This is a genomic window from Polaromonas sp. P1_F4, assembly GCF_056405675.1.
In genome coordinates this window covers 21383-39034 of the sequence record NZ_JBFUBP010000006.1, presented here as the reverse complement: position 1 = coordinate 39034, position 17652 = coordinate 21383, and the positions used below count along the sequence as shown (strand labels likewise).

16 protein-coding genes are annotated in these 17652 nt (G+C 62.3%); 8 read left to right on the top strand and 8 right to left on the bottom strand.

All coding sequences use genetic code 11. The features are described 5' to 3' along the window. Window positions 1-84 precede the first annotated feature (84 nt). From AC1DYQ_RS13420 to AC1DYQ_RS13385, 8 genes are all read right to left on the bottom strand, one after another. Window positions 85-2508, bottom strand: a complete 2424-nt coding sequence (locus tag AC1DYQ_RS13420) for a 3-hydroxyacyl-CoA dehydrogenase/enoyl-CoA hydratase family protein (RefSeq protein ID WP_477687196.1) — start codon at window positions 2506-2508, stop codon at window positions 85-87. Window positions 2509-2510: 2 nt separating this feature from the next. Further along, window positions 2511-3395, bottom strand: coding sequence for an alpha/beta hydrolase family protein (locus tag AC1DYQ_RS13415; protein WP_477687195.1), 885 nt, complete (start codon window positions 3393-3395; stop codon window positions 2511-2513). 24 nt (window positions 3396-3419) lie between these two features. After that, on the bottom strand, window positions 3420-3854 hold the full coding sequence (locus AC1DYQ_RS13410; RefSeq protein ID WP_477687194.1) for a DUF2147 domain-containing protein: 435 nt from the start codon (window positions 3852-3854) through the stop codon (window positions 3420-3422). A gap of 31 nt (window positions 3855-3885) precedes the next feature. Next, on the bottom strand, window positions 3886-5682 hold the full coding sequence (locus AC1DYQ_RS13405; RefSeq protein WP_457281178.1) for an acyl-CoA dehydrogenase C-terminal domain-containing protein: 1797 nt from the start codon (window positions 5680-5682) through the stop codon (window positions 3886-3888). Window positions 5683-5698: 16 nt separating this feature from the next. After that, complete coding sequence (locus AC1DYQ_RS13400) at window positions 5699-6418, bottom strand: TetR/AcrR family transcriptional regulator (RefSeq protein ID WP_457281179.1); 720 nt, start codon at window positions 6416-6418, stop codon at window positions 5699-5701. A gap of 291 nt (window positions 6419-6709) precedes the next feature. Next, window positions 6710-7558, bottom strand: a complete 849-nt coding sequence (locus AC1DYQ_RS13395; RefSeq protein ID WP_477687193.1) for a fumarylacetoacetate hydrolase family protein — start codon at window positions 7556-7558, stop codon at window positions 6710-6712. Window positions 7559-7581: 23 nt separating this feature from the next. Next, on the bottom strand, window positions 7582-8328 hold the full coding sequence (locus tag AC1DYQ_RS13390; RefSeq protein ID WP_477687192.1) for an SDR family NAD(P)-dependent oxidoreductase: 747 nt from the start codon (window positions 8326-8328) through the stop codon (window positions 7582-7584). Continuing rightward, entirely contained in the window at window positions 8325-9059 is a 735-nt protein-coding gene (locus tag AC1DYQ_RS13385; protein ID WP_457281182.1) for an SDR family oxidoreductase, read from the bottom strand. Before AC1DYQ_RS13385 ends, AC1DYQ_RS13390 begins: the two co-directional genes overlap by 4 nt. Window positions 9060-9181: 122 nt before the next feature. On the opposite strand from AC1DYQ_RS13385, the gene AC1DYQ_RS13380 reads away from it, so the two are divergent. The 8 genes from AC1DYQ_RS13380 (at window position 9182) to AC1DYQ_RS13345 (ending at window position 17651) form a co-directional block, all read left to right on the top strand. Continuing rightward, a complete protein-coding gene (locus AC1DYQ_RS13380; RefSeq protein WP_477687191.1) occupies window positions 9182-9931 on the top strand; it encodes a FadR/GntR family transcriptional regulator in 750 nt (249 codons plus the stop codon). A gap of 73 nt (window positions 9932-10004) precedes the next feature. After that, a complete protein-coding gene (locus AC1DYQ_RS13375; RefSeq protein WP_477687190.1) occupies window positions 10005-10970 on the top strand; it encodes a Bug family tripartite tricarboxylate transporter substrate binding protein in 966 nt (321 codons plus the stop codon). 86 nt (window positions 10971-11056) lie between these two features. Further along, window positions 11057-12055, top strand: coding sequence for a sialic acid TRAP transporter substrate-binding protein SiaP (locus AC1DYQ_RS13370; protein ID WP_477687189.1), 999 nt, complete (start codon window positions 11057-11059; stop codon window positions 12053-12055). Window positions 12056-12133: 78 nt separating this feature from the next. Continuing rightward, on the top strand, window positions 12134-12709 hold the full coding sequence (locus tag AC1DYQ_RS13365) for a TRAP transporter small permease (protein ID WP_477666580.1): 576 nt from the start codon (window positions 12134-12136) through the stop codon (window positions 12707-12709). After that, window positions 12710-14104: a TRAP transporter large permease gene (locus AC1DYQ_RS13360; protein WP_477687188.1), complete on the top strand. Its 1395-nt coding sequence runs from the start codon at window positions 12710-12712 to the stop codon at window positions 14102-14104. A 113-nt stretch (window positions 14105-14217) separates the two neighbouring features. Then, window positions 14218-15744 (top strand): UxaA family hydrolase, encoded by a 1527-nt coding sequence (locus tag AC1DYQ_RS13355; protein WP_477687187.1) that lies wholly within the window; start codon window positions 14218-14220, stop codon window positions 15742-15744. An 11-nt stretch (window positions 15745-15755) separates the two neighbouring features. Continuing rightward, window positions 15756-16817: a malate/lactate/ureidoglycolate dehydrogenase gene (locus AC1DYQ_RS13350; RefSeq protein WP_477687186.1), complete on the top strand. Its 1062-nt coding sequence runs from the start codon at window positions 15756-15758 to the stop codon at window positions 16815-16817. Between the two features lie 87 nt (window positions 16818-16904). Further along, a complete protein-coding gene (locus tag AC1DYQ_RS13345) occupies window positions 16905-17651 on the top strand; it encodes an SDR family NAD(P)-dependent oxidoreductase (RefSeq protein WP_477687185.1) in 747 nt (248 codons plus the stop codon). Window position 17652 lies beyond the last annotated feature (1 nt).

Below are 17652 nucleotides of genomic sequence, written 5' to 3'. Positions count from 1 at the left end.
GAACCGGCTTTGCCGGGCCGCAGGCGTTGCCCCCTGCAAAGGGGAAAGGCGCTACACGCAGTGAGTGTCCGATGGAGGTGTTCATCAGTTTCTGACGGGCTTGCCCGTACTCATCATTCCCATGATCCGCTCTTGCGTTTTCGGGTGTTCAAGCAGCGAGCAGAACGCCTTGCGCTCCAGCGTCATCAAATACTCTTCGGTCACCAGCGTGCCAGCATCGACATCACCGCCGCAGACCACATTCGCGATCAGGCTGGCGATATGGAAGTCATGCGCGCTGATGAAGCCACCGTCGCGCATGTTGACCAGCTGGCCCTTGATGGTGGCCAGACCGCTACGGCCCACCACCGGGAACTGGCGCCTGTGCGGTGCGCGGTAGCCGGAGTTGAACAGGGCACGCGCTTCATTGAGTGCCACGAACAGCAGCTCGTCCTTGTTCGGCACGATCACGTCGCTGTCGAGCAAATAGCCAATCTTGCGGCTTTCAATCGCGCTGGTACCGACCTTGGCCATCGCGGCGGCGGTGAAGCCTTCGGTGAGGAAAGGCAGGATGTCCTTGTTGGTCGAGGTGCCGGCGTTTTCCGCGGCACGGCGGGCGATGTAGGCCAGGCCACCGGCGCCGGGCACCAGGCCCACGCCGACTTCGACGAGGCCGATATAACTTTCCATCGCAGCCACGCGTTTGGCCGAATACACTGCCATTTCGCAACCGCCGCCCAGCGCCAGGCCGCGAATCGCCGACACCACGGGAACCGCCGCGTAGCGCAGCTTGAGCATCACGTTCTGCAGTTCGGCCTCGGCCCCTTCAATCGCCTTGGCGCCGCCCATCATGAAGGCGGGCAGCATGGCTTGCAGGTCGGCGCCGGCAGAGAACATCTCGTCATTCGACCAGATGACCATGCCCTTGTAGCTTTTCTCGGCCAGGTCCACACCCATCGCCAGGCCTTCAGCAACGTCGGGGCTGATGGCGTGCATCTTGGTCTTGATGCTGGCGATCAATACGTCGCCTACTTCACCATTGACACCGTCCAGCGTCCAGAGGCGGATCGCGTCGTCTTCATGCAGCGTGGTACCTGCCGTCTCAAAAGCAGGCGCCTTGGCGCCGAGCACGTCTTCGGGGAAAAACTGGCGCTCATAGACCGGCAGCTGGCGGCGCGGGATGAATTTTTTGGCTGAAGCGCTCCAGGAACCCTCTGCCGTGTGCACGCCACCGGCGTCGGCCACCGGGCCCTTGAACACCCAGTCTGGCAGCGGCGCCTTGGACAGCGCCTTGCCGGCGTCGATGTCTTCCTGGATCCAGGTAGCTACCTGCTTCCAGCCGGCCTGTTGCCACAGCTCGAAGGGACCCTGCTTGGAGCCAAAGCCCCAGCGCATGGCGAAGTCGATGTCGCGTGCGGTTTCGGCAATGCTTTCCAGGTGCACGGCGGCGTAATGAAACTGGTCGCGCAGGATGGCCCAGAGGAAGCGCGCTTCCGCGCCCTCGGCTTCGCGCAAGAGCTTGAGGCGTTCGCCCGCAGGTTTTTTCAGCATGCGGCCGACAACTTCATTGGCCTTGGCGCCGGCGGGCACGTATTCCATGCTCTCCGGGTCCAGGCGCAGGATGTCGCGGCCCTGTTTTTTGTAGAAACCGGCGCCGGTCTTCTGGCCCAGGCTTTTCGACTCGAGCAGCTTGGCCAGCACGGGCGGCGTGCCGTAGACGTCGGAGAACGGATCTTCCACCTTGCCGGGGCCGAGGTTGTCTTGCAGCGTCTTGATGACGTGGGCCATGGTGTCCAGGCCCACCACGTCGGCGGTGCGGAAGGTGCCTGAGCTTGCGCGGCCCAGCTTCTTGCCGGTCAGGTCATCGACCACGTCATAGGTCAGACCGAAAGTTTCGGCTTCCTTGATGGTAGCCAGCATGCTGGCGATGCCCACGCGGTTGGCGATGAAGTTGGGTGTGTCGTGGGCACGGATCACGCCCTTGCCCAGCGCGCTGGTGACAAAGGCCTCCAGGTCGTCCAGCACCTTGGGTTCGGTGGTCGGCGTGTTGATCAGCTCCACCAGCGTCATGTAGCGCGGCGGGTTGAAGAAGTGAATGCCGCAAAAGCGCGGCTTGATGGATTCGGGCAGCGCCTCGCTGAGCTTGGTGATGGACAGGCCCGAGGTATTGCTGGCCACGATGGCGCCTTCGGCAATGAAGGGCGCGATCTTGTGGTACAGGTCGGTCTTCCAGTCCATGCGCTCGGCAATCGCCTCGATGATGAGGTCGCATTCCCTGAGCAGCTCCATGTTCTCTTCGTAGTTGGCTTGCTGGATCATCGCCGCGTCTTCGGGCACACCCAGCGGCGCCGGCTTGAGCTTCTTGAGGCCTTCGACCGCCTTGATGACGATGCCGTTCTTCGGGCCGTCCTTGGCGGCGAGGTCGAACAGCACCACCGGCACCTTGACGTTGACCAGATGGGCGGCGATCTGCGCGCCCATGACACCGGCGCCGAGGACGGCGACTTTTTTGACTTGGAATCGGGACATGGTTAAGACCTGGTTGAGGGAATCTGGTTGAAAAATTCAAGCACGGCGCTCCAGTAGCGCTGTGGCTCGTCGCGCATGCCGTGGGTGTGGTCGGCGCGTTCAAGGATCAGGCGCTGGATGCGTTCAGGACGTGAAGCAGCCTGCTGCAAGGCATCGCCGAAATGCACCGGCGTCCAGCGGTCGCCCTGGCTGTGGATCAGCAGCACGTCCACGTCGCGCATGTTGGCAAGGTGGTGTACGGGCCGCAGGCGCAACTCGCCTTGCGGGTTAATGCGCCGGCTGATGTTGAGCACGGCATGGGCAAAAGGATAAGCTTTCCAGAAATCGGGCAGCGAGGGCGCGCAAGCTTCAGCCACCACCTTGTCGTAAGGAAAATCCGCTTCGTCAATCGCACTCAGCGTGTTGATCGCGCCGAAAGACGCCGTCAGTGCATGCACCGGCAGCCCGGTAAAAGCGCCACGCGCCCAGGAGCCCACCGATATCACGTCACCGGGGTAATCGAAGTTGGTCGACGGGCTTTCACCGAAACCGTTGAAGTCGAAAGCCACCACATGAAAGCCCGCATCGAGCAGCGCCAGGGCATGGCCGTGGCGCAGCCAAAAACCCTTGCAGGCAAAACCCATGGGATGGGCGCACACCACCACACCGCGCGGTGCCAGCGGTGTACGCGCCACGATGGCCTCAAGCTGGCTGGTGCTTCGGCTGGCTATCTGCACCCGTTCCCAGCCTTCTTGCGGCACGTCCGCCGGCCAACGCCAGGGTTTCATGAAGCGGCCGAAAAACGGCTTTTTGAGAAGATGGTGGCCATACCAGCGGCGCGCGGCCGGCACAGTGCTGCCACCGGCGCCGAAAGGCAGTGACCGCAAACGGGAAATGGCTTCACCCATGGCGAGTCCTCGCTTTCAGCATGCTCATTGCACACGCACCCAGGTTTGAGTGCGGCCAAAAGGCCCGATGGAGCCGCGGACTTCCATCTTCTTGCCACCCTCAACGGGTGTCATCTTGAGGGAATAGCTTTTGCCGTTCTCGGGGTCGAGTATCTTGCCGCCTTCCCAAACGTCGCCATCGGGTGACTTCTTGGCGCCCCGAATGATCTCAAGGCCCAGCCGAGGCTTGTCCTTGCGGTCGTCCGTGCATTCGGTGCAGATGTCGTCGGGTTTGACGCCCGGGGACAGGCGCTTTTCGACTTTTCCGCTCAACACGCCACCTGTGTCGACAATACGCACCTCGACTTTGGGGTCGCCGGTTTTTTCATCGAAACCGCGCCACAAGCCCACGGGCGTGTTCTGGGCAAGCGCGGGGATAGCGACAAGACTGAATGCCAGGAACAACAAATTGCGTTTCATGGTGGTGTCTCCCTTGATCTGTTCAGATGGTTCAGGCCAGTGCTTCGTCTGTTTCCATGAGCGCCTTGCTGCCCGAGCGTGCGGTGCGCATCAGCGTTGCGGTTTCGGGGAACAGCTTGGCGAAGTAAAAGCGTGCGGTCTGCAGTTTGGCGACATAGAACTTGTCCGTGTTGCCGGCAGCAATTTCACGCAGCGCGGTTTGCGCCATCAATGCCCAGAAGTAGCCAAACACCAGGTGGCCGGCCACGCGCAGGTAGTCCACTGCGGCGGCGCCCACTTCGTCGGGGTTCTGGAAGCCCTTGAAGCCCAGCTCGGTGGTGAACTTGGTCATCTGGTCGGCCAGATAAGCCAGCGGGTTGATGAACTCGGCCATCTTCTCGTTGACGCCTTCTTCGGCAATCAGCGCGCCGATGACCTTGCCGAATTTCTTCAGCGTGGCGCCGTTGTTGCCCAGCACCTTGCGGCCCAGCAAGTCCAGCGACTGGACGGTGTTGGTACCTTCGTAAATCATGTTGATGCGGTTGTCGCGCACAAACTGCTCCATGCCCCACTCTTTGATGAAGCCGTGGCCGCCGAAGACCTGCATGCAGGCGTTGGTGGAGATGTGGCCGTTGTCGGTCAAAAAGGCTTTGACGATGGGCGTGAGCAATGCGACGATTTCGCCGGAGTCCTTGCGCACCTTTTCGTCGGGGTGATGCAGTTCCTTGTCGAGCAACAGCGTGCAATAGATCGCCAGTGCACGGCCGCCTTCGGCATAGGCCTTGGCCGTCAACAGCATCTTGCGCACGTCGGGGTGCACGATGATCGGGTCGGCCGGTTTGTCTTTGGCTTTGACGCCGGAGAGCGAGCGCATCTGGATGCGGTCTTTGGCGTAAGCCAGCGCATTTTGGAAAGCCACCTCGGTCAGGCCCAGCGACTGGTTGCCCACGCCCAGGCGGGCAGCGTTCATCATCACGAACATCGCGGCCAGGCCCTTGTTGGGCGCGCCCACCATGGTGCCGACAGCGTCTTCCAGCACCATCTGCGCGGTGGCGTTGCCGTGGATGCCCATCTTGTGCTCCAGGCCGCCGCAATAAATGCCGTTGCGCGAGCCGATAGCGCCGTCTTTGCCGATGTTGAACTTGGGCACGGCGAACAGGCTGATGCCCTTGCTGCCCTGGGGCGCATCAGGAAGGCGGGCCAGCACCAGGTGCACGATGTTGGCGGCCATGTCGTGCTCACCGGCGCTGATGAAGATCTTGTTGCCGGTCAGGCGGTAGGTGCCGTCGGGCTGCGGCTCGGCCTTGGTGCGCAGCAAGCCCAGGTCGGTGCCGCAATGCGGCTCGGTCAGACACATGGTGCCGGTCCATTCGCCACTGGTGAGCTTGGGCAGGTAGAGCTTTTTCTGCTCGTCAGTACCGTGCGCATGCAGGGCTTCATACGCGCCGTGCGACAGGCCGGGGTACATGGTCCAGGCCTGGTTGGCCGAGTTCAGCATTTCATAGAGGCACTGGTTCAACACAAAAGGCAGGCCCTGGCCGCCATATTCCGGGTCGCAGCTGAGCGCGGCCCAGCCACCTTCGACGTACTGCGCGTAGGCTTCCTTGAAGCCCTTGGGTGGCGTGACTTCGTGCGTGGTCTTGTCGAGCTTGCAACCCTCTTCGTCGCCGCTGATGTTCAGCGGAAAAGTCACTTCAGCGGCAAACTTTCCGGCCTCCTCGAGTACAGCGTTGATGGTCTCGACATCGACGTCCGCATGCTTTGGGATGGCCTTGAATTCATCGGTGACCTTGAGCACTTCGTGCATGACGAATTGCATGTCGCGCAGGGGCGGGCTGTACTGAGGCATGGTGGATTCCTTTTGCTTAAACTGGTTTGGAAGGGGATGCCTTGCCGGAAGCTTTCTTCGGCAAGGTGGAAAGGGGGGCGTCGCTGCCATAGCGCGCCAGAATGTTGGCAAAGCCGGTATTGGCGCGATCCATGGAACCCGGCGTCTTGAGGAAGCGGGCTTCGTAATGCAGCGCCAGGATCAGGCCGTGGATTTCAAACGCCATCTGGTGCTCGTCGGCGTCAGCATGCAGGTGACCGGCCTCTTTGGCCTGCACCACGGCGCGGTACATGGCCGCCAGCCAGGTGCGAACCGAGCCCGCCAGCGCATCGCGCACCGGGCCGGGCCTGTCGTCAAATTCAACGGCGCCGCTGATGTAAAGGCAGCCCGAGTCGATTTCAAGCGAGGTGCGTTTCATCCAGTTATGAAACAGCGCCGCCAGACGAGGCAGGCCGCGCGGCTGCTGCAGGGCAGGGAAGAAAACCTCTTCTTCAAAGCGCACGTGGTATTCACGGATGACGGAGATCTGCAATTCCTCGCGTGAGCCGAAATGGGCGAACACGCCCGACTTGCTCATGCGCATGACCTCGGCCAGCGCGCCTATGCTCAGGCCTTCCAGCCCGATCTGCGTGGCCAAACCCAGGGCCGCGTCCACGATGGCCGCCTTGGTCTGTTGGCCTTTTTGCTGGCTTTTGGCCACAGCGCTGCCCGTTGCCGGGGCGCGGGAGGCTTTAGCGGGAAGTTCTGTGATGGCCATGAGGTGCTACAAAATAAAACGAACGGTCGTTCTATTTTGCAACACTTTGATGACCATCAGCAAGCAGGGGTTGTTTAGCCCCCGCTTATAGGGACCCTGTTCTAACCAAAACAAGGGTAAACCCCACATATTGAGTCCACCCCCGTCCAGGCTCACTGCGTGTAGCCTGTTCCCCCTCAAGGGGGCGGCGCCTGCGGTCTGGCGAAGCCAGTCCCGCGGCACCCCTGGTTGTCTCCCCCCTTCAAACCCAGCATGAGCCCCGGAACCCGCTTCGCCGGGCCGGAGCGCGAGTTACTTCTTGAACGCCACCACCGTCTGGTGCTGCTCGCCCAAGCCTTCGATTCCCAGGGAGATTTTGTCGCCCTTCTTCAGGTACACAGGCGGCTTCATGCCCAAGCCCACGCCGGGCGGTGTGCCGGTGGTGATGACGTCGCCGGGCTCCAGCGTCATGAACTGGCTCACGTAGCTGACGATCTTGGCGACGCTGAAGATCATGGTCTTGGTGTTGCCCTTTTGAACGCGCTTGCCGTTCACCTCGAGCCAGAGGCCCAGCTTTTGCGGGTTGGGCACTTCGTCGCGCGTGACCAGCCAGGGGCCGAGCGGGCCAAAGGTGTCGCAACCTTTGCCCTTGTCCCAGGTGCCGCCGCGCTCAATCTGGAACTCGCGCTCGCTCACGTCGTTGATGGTGCAGTAGCCCGCCACGTAGTCGAGCGCTTCTTTCTGCGACACGTAACGCGCCGTCTTGCCGATGATCACGCCAAGTTCAACCTCCCAGTCGGTCTTGACCGAGCCTTTGGGCAGCATGATGGGATCGTTCGGGCCCTGGATGCAGCTGGTGGCTTTCATGAAAACCACCGGCTCAGCGGGAATCGGCAAGCCGGACTCGGCCGCGTGGTCGGCGTAGTTCAGGCCGATGGCGATGAACTTGGGCACGCCATTGACCGGGCTGCCGTAGCGCGGCGAGCCTTTGACCAGCGGCAGCTTGTCGGCCTTGAGCTTGCGCAGTTTGGCAATCGCTGCGTCACCCAGCTGGTCGGGGCCGATGTCTTTGATGACGGCGCTCAGGTCGCGCAGCTTGCCATCGGCGTCGATGAGGCCGGGCTTTTCTTTGCCGGGGTTGCCATAACGAACGAGTTTCATGGTTTTTCCTTCTGGTTAATGATTCAGTATGTAGAACGTCCGCCCGACAGATCGAAAACGGCACCGGTTGAGAACGAGCAATCTTCGGTGCACAGCCAGCCGACCATGGCGGCTACCTCATCGGGCGTGCCGAAGCGGCCCATGGGGATCTTAGAAAGCATGAACTGTATGAACTCGGGCGTCATCTGCTCAAAAATCGGCGTTTTCACCGCGGCCGGTGTGATGCAGTTGACGCGCACGCCGGTATCGGCGAGTTCCTTGCCCAGCGATTTGGTCAGCGCGATGACTGCCGCCTTGCTGGCGCTGTAGGCACTGGCATTCGGGTTGCCCTCCTTGCCGGCCACCGAGGCAATATTGACGATGCGACCATAGTTGCGCGCACGCATGTGCGGAACGATTTCACGGCAGCAGAAGAACAGACCGTTGAGGTTGACCTGCTGCACCTGCATCCATTGCTCGGGCGGGTAGTCCCAGAGCTTGACGTTGGGGCCGGTGATGCCGGCCGAGTTGACGAGCGCATCGATGGCCGGGTTGTGCGCCACGGTTTGCTGGACCGCCTCCACCACGCTGGCATGGCTGGCCACATCGACGGCCACCGTATGTACCCCGGCGCCCAGCGCGCCCCTGGCCGTCGCCAGTGCCTCGGGGTTGATGTCCCACAGCGTCACCGTGCCGCCCGACGCCAGCATGCGCTGAGCCACGGCAAAACCCAAGCCGACCGCACCGCCGGTGATGACCGCATGGCGCCCCCTCAGGTCAAGCTGGTTCATATGGTGATGCCACCGTCCACGTTGTAGGCCTGGCCGGTCACGAAAGCAGCCTCGTCGCTGGCCAGAAAGACCACCAGCGGGGCAATCTCATGAGCCTGCGCCAGGCGCCCGAGCGGCTGGCGCGCGATGAAGGCCTTGCGGGCCGCCACGGGATCCTCGTTGGCATTGATACGGTCCTGCAGCGAAGGCGTGTCCACGGTACCAGGGCAAATCGCATTGCAACGCACGCCGTCACCCACAAAGTCGGCCGCGACGCTTTTGGTGAGGCCAATCACGGCCGCCTTGGTGGTGCCATACACAAACCGGTTGGGCAGTCCTTTGATGCTGCTGCAGACGCTGGCCATGTTGACAATGCTGCCGCCTTTTTTGGCCTGCATGCCCGGCAGCACGGCCTGGATCATCCAGAACTGGGCGCGCACATTGAGGTTGAAGGCGAACTCCAGATCGGCATCGGTGGCCTGCAGGGCAGTGCCCCCGTGGACAAAACCGGCGCAGTTAAAAAGAATGTCCATGGGCGGCAGGCCGCCTACCAGTTTCTGAATGGCTGCCTTGTCCAGCACGTCCAGGGGCAGCGCCGTGATGTTGGCCGCCCCTTTGTAGCTTTCCAGCAGTTCGGGTTTCAGGTCGGTGGCCCAGACCTGCGCGCCTTCGGCCGCCAGCGCCAGTGCTGTGGCATGGCCGATTCCCTGGCCGGCTGCGGTCACCAGCGCTTTTTTTCCTTCAAGTCTCATCTTCACTCCTACAGGGTTTTGCCGGATGTTGTCCCGGGGGTTTCATGGGATTATCAATTGGTCTTACCACTTGTCCAATTCTGGCTAACCCTTAAAGCCCCACCTTTCACCCTTTTCTCTCCATGCCCCTGCAAACCGTCGAACCGCAACGCCTTTACCGCCAGATCGCCGAGCAACTGCGCTCATTGATCTCGGCCGGCGAATGGGCCGTGGGTGCACGCCTGCCGGCCGAGCGCGACCTGGCGCGCCAGCTGGGCGTGAGCCGGCCTTCGGTGCGCGAAGCGCTGATCGCGATGGAGGTCGAAGGCTGGGTCGAAGTACGCACCGGCTCGGGTGTCTATGTTCTGGACCGAAGCAAGCCCGCCAGCCACGACGGCAATGGAAATGGGCGGGCCGCGCAGATTTCGCCCGACGAATGGGGTCCTCTGGAATTGATACGCGCCCGCCGTGTGGTGGAAGGCGAAGTCGCCGCAATGGCCGCCACCCAGGCCAAGCGCAAACACATAGACGCGATGGACAAGGCCATCGCCAGCATGCAGCTTGACGCCGACCGCGGCGTGCTGCCGCTCGAAGGCGACCGCGCTTTTCATACCGCCGTCGTCGAGTCTTGCGGCAATGTGGTGCTGATTGAAACCATTCAGCGCTTCTGGGACTCGCGCCGCGGCCCGTTGTTCGAGCGGCTGGGCGGGCATTTTGAAACCGTTGAATCCTGGCGTTCGGCGATTGCGGAGCACCAGGCCATTTTTGATGCGGTGCGCAACCACGAACCGGATGCCGCGCGTGCGGCCATGCATGCGCACATGGACCAGTCGCACAAGCGTTTCAGCGTGAGCTGGAGCCGGACCAAAAACCAGGAGGTGCAGAAGAAATGAGTCGCCACGATTTCTTTCAGCGCTCACCTCACCCCGGATTTCCCTTCCAACAAAAAGCGAAAGCGAGACAAGCATGAAGTTTCCGACACCGCGCAAATTGCTGGCAACAGCCCTTATGGCGCTCACCAGCCTCTGCGGCAACGCCTGGGCGCAGGCCTACCCGAACAAGCCTATTGAAGTGATGGTGGCCTTCCAGCCTGGCGGCGGCACCGACTCGCTGGCGCGCGCCTATGCCGAAGCCGCCAAGAAATACACCACCCAGTCGCTGGTGGTCTACAACAAACCCGGCGCCAGCGGCGCTATTGGCCTGGCCGACGTGGTCAACGCCAAGCCCGACGGCTACAAGATTGCCATGCTGTTTGTGGAGGTAACCATCCTGCCGCACATGGGCATCACCAGGATCACGCAGGACGACTTCATCCCCATTGCCCGCCTGAATGCCGACCCGGCTGCCATCACCGTGAAAGCGGACTCACCCTACAACACGATTGAAGAGTTCCTCGCCGCCGCCAAAAAGACCGGCAGCGACGTGAAGGTCGGCAACGCCGGCAACGGCTCGATCTGGCACCTGGCGGCCGCGTCGCTGGAAGAAAAAACCGGCGCCAGATTCAACCACATCCCCTACCAGGGCGCAGGCCCCGCCGTGCTGGCCCTGCTGGGCGATCATGTGGACGCAGTAGGCGTGAGCCCGGCTGAGGTTGCCGTGCATGTGGCGGCCGGCAAGCTGAAGATTTTGGGTGTGATGGCCGACCAGCGCGTCAAGGGTTTTGAGAGCGTGCCCACCCTCAAGGAACGCAACATCGACCTGTCCATCGGCACCTGGCGCGGCTTGGGCGTGGCCAAAGGCACACCGCCTGAAGTCGTGGAAACCATCCGGACCTTCAGCAAAAAGGCGGCCGAAGAGCCCATCATGCGCGAAGTGATGGACAAGCTGAACCTCGGCTACGCCTATGCCGACGGCCCTGCCTTCAAGGCGCAAATGGTGCGCGACAACGACAACTTCAAACAACTCGTGACCAAGCTCAACCTGAAGAACTGAGGCAAAGACCTCGGCTTCACGGCATGCGCGCTGGCGCGCACCGCCGATTTCTTTCCTGCCAGCAACCACCCTCTCGAGGAGACAACATGAACGCATTCGACAAAAAGAGATTCGCTATCAAAACCATAGCTGCTTGCGCCCTACTGGCAGGCACTGTGGGCTTTTCCGGCCTTGCGTCGGCGCAGACCAAGCTGAAATGGGCGCATGTCTACGAGACCTCCGAGGCCTACCACAAGTGGTCGGTCTGGGCAGCTGACGAAATCAAGAAGCGCACCAGCGGCCGCTACGAGATCCAGGTGTTCCCGGCTTCCACGCTGGGCAAGGAAAGCGACATCAACCAGGGCCTGCAGCTGGGCACCGTCGACATCATCATCTCGGGCGCATCGTTTGCGGCCCGGAGCTTTCCGCGCATCGGCGTAGCCTACTACCCCTATACCTTCCGCGACCCGGAGCACCTGCTGAAATACGCGAAGAGCGATGTCTTCAAGGAACTGACCGAAGGCTACAAACAGAAGACCGGCGTGCAAACCGTCGCCGTCACCTACTACGGCGCGCGCCACTCCACCAGCAACAAGCCCTTCAAGACCTGCGAAGAAATGAAGGGCCTGAAAATGCGGGTGCCCGACGTACCGGCCTACATGGCCCTGCCGCGCGCCTGCGGCGCCAATCCGACGCCGATCGCTTTTGCCGAGGTTTACCTGGCGCTGCAAAACGGCACGGTCGATGCACAGGAAAATCCGCTGCCCACCATCGAAGCCAAGAAGTTCTATGAGGTCCAGAAGAACATCATCCTGACCGGCCACATCCTCGATTCGCTGGTCACGCAGATCGGCCCTCACGTCTGGACCAAGCTCAGCGATGCCGACAAGAAAGTCTTCACGGATGTGATGCAGGAAGCGGCCGCCAAAGCCACGGCCGACATCCAGAAGCGGGAAGGCGAGCTGGTGGACGAGTTCAAGAAAAAAGGCATCAACCTGATCACGGTCAACAAGGACGAGTTCCGCGATCACATCGTCAAGGCCGTGGACATGGCGTCAATGGGCTACGACAAGAAGGATTGGGACCGCATCCAGGCCATCAAGTAAGTCTTGCCCATCCGGCCAAGGCTTCCCGCCCTTTCCTCCATCGGAGGGAAGGGCCTCATTACCCACTACCCCACCATCATGACTTCCATTCCCGACATTGACGCCTTGCCCAAGGTCATGGGCGACGACGGCGAGTTCCACGCCACGGATGAAGCAGTTGACCTGTCCGGCACGCCCGTTGAAGCCTGGGCGGCGCTGTTTTTCTTCTGGGCACTGGGCCTGACGGTTTTCTACCAGTTCTTCACGCGTTATGTAATGAACGATTCCGCCGCCTGGACGGAAGAAATCGCACGCTACCTGCTGATTGCCACCGTCTTCGTCGGCGCCGCCATTGGCGTGGCCAAGAACAACCACATCCAGGTCGACTTCTTCTATCGCTTCATGCCCGCGTGGCTGGCCCGGGGCATGGCCCTGTTGACCGACGTGCTGCGCATCGCCTTCCTGGGCGCCATGGTCGTGCTGACCTGGCAAATGATGGACAAGATGGGCAACTACAAGATGACCATCATCGATCTGCCCATGAACCTGGTGTACGGCGTCTGCCTGGTGGGGTTTGCGGCCATGGCCGTGCGCTCGGTCTGGGTCATGCGCATTCACCTGCAGCGCGGCTACAGCGTGCTGGAACGCCCTGAATCCACGATGGAGGACCGCTGAATGTTGAAGGTTATTTTTCTCTTCCTGATGAGCGGCGGCCTGCCGGTGGCCATGGCCATGGCCGGGGCGTCGCTGGTCTACATCCTGTTCACCAACAGCTCGCCGCCCTTTGTGGTGGTTCACCGCATGGTCAGCGGCATCGACAGTTTTCCGCTGCTGGCCGTGCCGTTCTTCATCCTGGCCGGCAACCTGATGAACAACGCCGGCATCACCAACCGCATCTACAACTACGCGCTGGCGCTGGTAGGCTGGATGAAGGGCGGACTGGGCCACGTCAACGTCGTCGGCTCAGTGGTGTTTGCCGGCATGAGCGGCACGGCCATTGCCGATGCCGCCGGCCTCGGCACCATCGAGATCAAGGCCATGAAAGACCATGGCTACAGCACGGAGTTTGCCGTGGGCGTGACGGCCGCCTCGGCCACGCTGGGCCCCATCATTCCACCCAGCCTGCCCTTTGTGATCTACGGCATGATGGCCAATGTCAGCGTCGGCGCGCTGTTCCTGGCGGGCATCCTGCCGGGCCTGCTGATGGCCATCCTGATGATGCTGACGGTGGCCTATTTCGCGCACAAGAACAACTGGGGCGCCGATGTCCCCTTCGCCTGGAGCCGCCTGAGCAAGGCGCTGGTGGAGACCGCCGTGGTCGTGGGATGGCCGCTGCTGTTGTGGCTGCTGATCGGCAAACTGAACTTTCCGCCGCAGATCACCGTGGCCGTCGCACTGGTAGCGCTGTTTGCGGCCGACAAAGCCTTCAATTTCCAGGCCGTGTTGCCCATCATGACACCCGTGCTGCTGATAGGCGGCATGACCACCGGCATCTTCACCCCCACGGAAGGTGCGATTGCCGCCTGCGTCTGGGCGCTGATCCTCGGGTTTGCCTGGTACCGCACGCTGACCTTCAAGAGCTTTGTGAAGGTCTGCCTTGATACGGTCGAGACCACCTCCACCGTGCTGTTCATTGTGGCCGCGGCATCGATCTTCGGCTGGATGCTCACCGCCACCGGCGTGACCACCGACATTGCCAAATGGGTGCTGGACTTCACCAAAGAGGCCTGGGTCTTCCTGCTGCTGGCCAATTTGCTGATGCTGTTTGTGGGCTGCTTCCTCGAGCCGACCGCAGCTATCACCATCCTGGTGCCCATCCTCGTTCCCATCGCCACGCAGCTGGGGATCGACCCGGTCCATTTCGGGCTGGTGATGGTGCTCAATTTGATGATCGGCCTGCTGCATCCGCCCATGGGTATGGTGTTGTTTGTGCTGGCCCGCGTGGCCAAACTTTCCGTGGAACGGACCACCATTGCCATCCTGCCCTGGCTGTTCCCGCTGCTGGGCAGCCTGGTCATCATCACCTATTTCCCCAAATTGGTACTCTGGTTGCCGAAGATGTTTTACTAAAAATGTCACACTCCCCCCGAAGCGCCTTCGGCGCCTCCCCCCAGGGGGCGCCACCTGCGGCCCGGCTAAGCCGGTTCCGCGCTGGCACTCGATGAAAGACCGGAATCCAGACCATGACACCTTTTATTCGCCTCCACCCCGCCGATGATGTCCTGATTGCCCGAGCCCAGCTGGTGGGCGGCACCGAGGTCGAAAACATCACCGTACGCGGCCTGATCCCTGCCGGCCACAAGATCGCCACGCGCGCGCTGGCCCTGGGTGAGCCCGTGCGGCGCTACAACCAGATCATCGGTTTTGCCAGCAAACCCATCGCGCCCGGCGAGCACGTGCACACGCACAACCTCAACATGGGCCCTGACAAGGGCGACTTTGCGCGGGACTACGCATTCGGCGCCGACGTGAAGCCGGCACCGGCCAGGCGCGAGGCGACTTTCATGGGCATCAAGCGGCCGGACGGACGCGTCGCCACGCGCAACTACATCGGGATTCTCTCGAGCGTCAACTGTTCGGCCACCGCCGCGCGGGCGATTGCCGACCATTTCTCACGGCAGAACAACCCTGCAGCGCTGAAAGATTTTCCCAACGTCGACGGCGTGGTCGCGCTGACGCACGGCACCGGCTGCGGCATGGACAGTGACGGCCTGGGCCTGCAGATCCTGCAACGCACTCTGACGGGTTACGCCACGCACCCCAACTTCGCGGGCGTGCTGGTGGTGGGCCTGGGCTGCGAGTCCAACCAGATCAATGCCTGGCTGGCCCACGGCAGCCTGCGCGAAGGTGAAACCCTGCGCGTCTTCAGCATCCAGGACACGGGCGGCACGGCCAAGACGGTGGCCAAGGGCATCGCGATGATCAAGGAAATGCTGCCGCAGGCCAATGCCGTCAAGCGCGAACCCTGCAGCGCCGCGCACATCACCATCGGCCTGCAGTGCGGCGGCTCCGACGGCTATTCGGGCATCAGCGCCAACCCGGCGCTGGGCGCGGCGGTGGACTTGCTGGTGGCCCACGGCGGCACAGCCATCCTCAGCGAAACGCCCGAGATTTACGGCGCCGAACATTTGCTCACGCGGCGCGCCGTGCGGCCCGATATCGCCGAAAAGCTGATCTCTCGCATCAAATGGTGGGAGCACTACACCCAGATCAACGAAGGCGAGATGAACAACAACCCGTCGCCCGGCAACAAGGCCGGCGGCCTGACCACCATCCTGGAAAAGTCGCTGGGTGCGGTGGCCAAGGGCGGCACCTCCAACCTGGAGGCTGTCTATGAATACGCCGAACCCGTGAAGGATCACGGCTTTGTCTACATGGACACGCCGGGCTACGACCCGGTCAGCGCCACGGGCCAGGTGGCCGGCGGCGCCAACATCATCTGCTTTACCACCGGCCGCGGCTCGGCTTACGGCTGCGCGCCCTCGCCTTCACTCAAGCTCGCCACCAATTCGGCGCTGTGGCAGCGGCAGGAAGAGGACATGGACATCAACTGCGGCGAGATCATCGACAGCGGCGTGACGGTGCAGGAGATGGGACAACGCATTTTCGAGATGGTGCTGGCCACCGCATCGGGCGAACCGAGCAAGAGCGAAAAGCACGGTTACGGACAAAACGAATTTGTGCCCTGGCAAGTCGGCGCGGTGATGTAAGGGCTTTTCATATGCAAAAAGTGCTTCAAGCCCAATATCTACGGGCGCAAGCAGCTACTATTTTTATAGCAGCAGGCAGCACGACCGCCGAAGCGGAAAAAATCGCCGCCAACCTTGTCATGGCCAACCTGAGCGGCCATGACTCGCACGGCATAGGCATGCTTCCGCGCTACGTCGATGCGGTGCTCGAAGGCGGCCTGACGCCCAACGCCCAGGTCAAAACCCTGCTCGATACCGGCTCGCTGCTCAGCCTGAACGGCCAGCGCGGTTACGGCCAGTCGATCGGCGAGCAGGCGATGGCGCTCGGCATGGCACGTGCCAAAACCCATGGCAGCTGCATCATGGCGCTGGCCGAGTCGCACCATCTGGGGCGCATAGGCCATTTCGCCGAGATGGCCGTGGCCCAGGGGCTGGTGTCGCTGCACTTCGTCAACGTCATGACGCGGCCCGTGGTGGCGCCCTGGGGCGGCGCAGACGGCCGCTACGGCACCAACCCGTGCTGTATTGGCATACCGCTGAAGGACCAGCCGCCCTTCATTCTCGATTTCGCGACCAGCCGTGTAGCCCAAGGCAAGATGCGCGTGGCGCACAACCAGGGAAAATCCGTCCAGCCGGGCCTGCTGATCGACGAACACGGCCAGCCCACCACCAACCCCGGCGTGGTGGTGGTGCCGCAGCCGAACGGTTTTTTTGGCGCGCTCATGCCGTTCGGCGAACACAAGGGCTACGGCCTGGCGGTGGCATGCGAGCTGCTGGGCGGCGCGCTCACCGGCGGCGGCACCTGGCACCACCCCACAAGCAGCGCACGTGCGGTCTACAACAGCATGCTCACCATCCTGATCGACCCCGGCAAGCTGGGCACCCAGTCGGCCATGGAAACCGAGGCGCTGGCTTTCGTCGAGTGGCTGCGCAAAAGCCCGCCGGCCGACGGTGTGGACGCTGTGCAGATTGCCGGTGAACCGGAACGCCGCGCGCGGCTTGAACGCGAACAGGGCGGCATTGAAATGGACGGCGAAACCTGGCGCGAGATCGTCGCAGCCGGCCAGAAGGTCGGCGTGCGTGTGCCGGGCTGAGCACCGAACGCTATCAAATCAGTAGCTGCTCGCGCCCGCTGAATAAGGTCTACTGGCCAAAATTACCATCAACTTTGCCGGAAAACCATGACCCCAACGATTCAAGACCAGGTTGCGCTTGTCACCGGTGCCAATGCCGGCATGGGCCTGGCCACGGTGCGTGCCCTGCTGGCCGCCGGCTACAAAGTGGCGGCCACTGACCTCGGCACCGAACGTGTGGCCGCCGAGCTTGCCGCGTATGGTGACCGTTTGGCGTGCTTCACCATGGACGTGAGCGAGCAGGCCCAGGTGCATGCCGCCTGCGACGCCATCGAAGCGCGTTTTGGCCGTATCGACGTCTGCGTCAACAACGCCGGTTTCCTGCAGTACGCCAACTGCGAACAGACCACGCCGGAGCTCTGGCACAAGACCCTGCGCATCAACCTCGACGGCGTCTTCTACGTCAGCCAGCGCGTGGCGCCCGGCATGAAGGCGCGTGGTTTCGGCCGCATCGTGAACGTGTCGTCCTACGGCGCCAAAACCGGGGGGCTGTCGCCGCTGCCCGCCTATGCGGCCAGCAAGGGCGGCGTGATCTCGCTGACCTTCAGCTTTGCCCGCGAATACGCCGCGTTTGGTGTGACCTGCAACGCGCTGGCTCCGACCTTTGTGAAGACCCAAATGCTGACCGAACAGGTCAGTGCCGAGCGGCAAGCCGAGCTGCGCCAGAAGATACCGGTGGGCCGTTTTTGCGAGCTCGAAGAGTTCGCCCACTGCGTGCTGTTCCTGGCCCACCCGATGAGCGGCTTCATCACCGGCGAAGTGCTGGACCTCAACGGCGGCCTGCAGTTTGACTGAG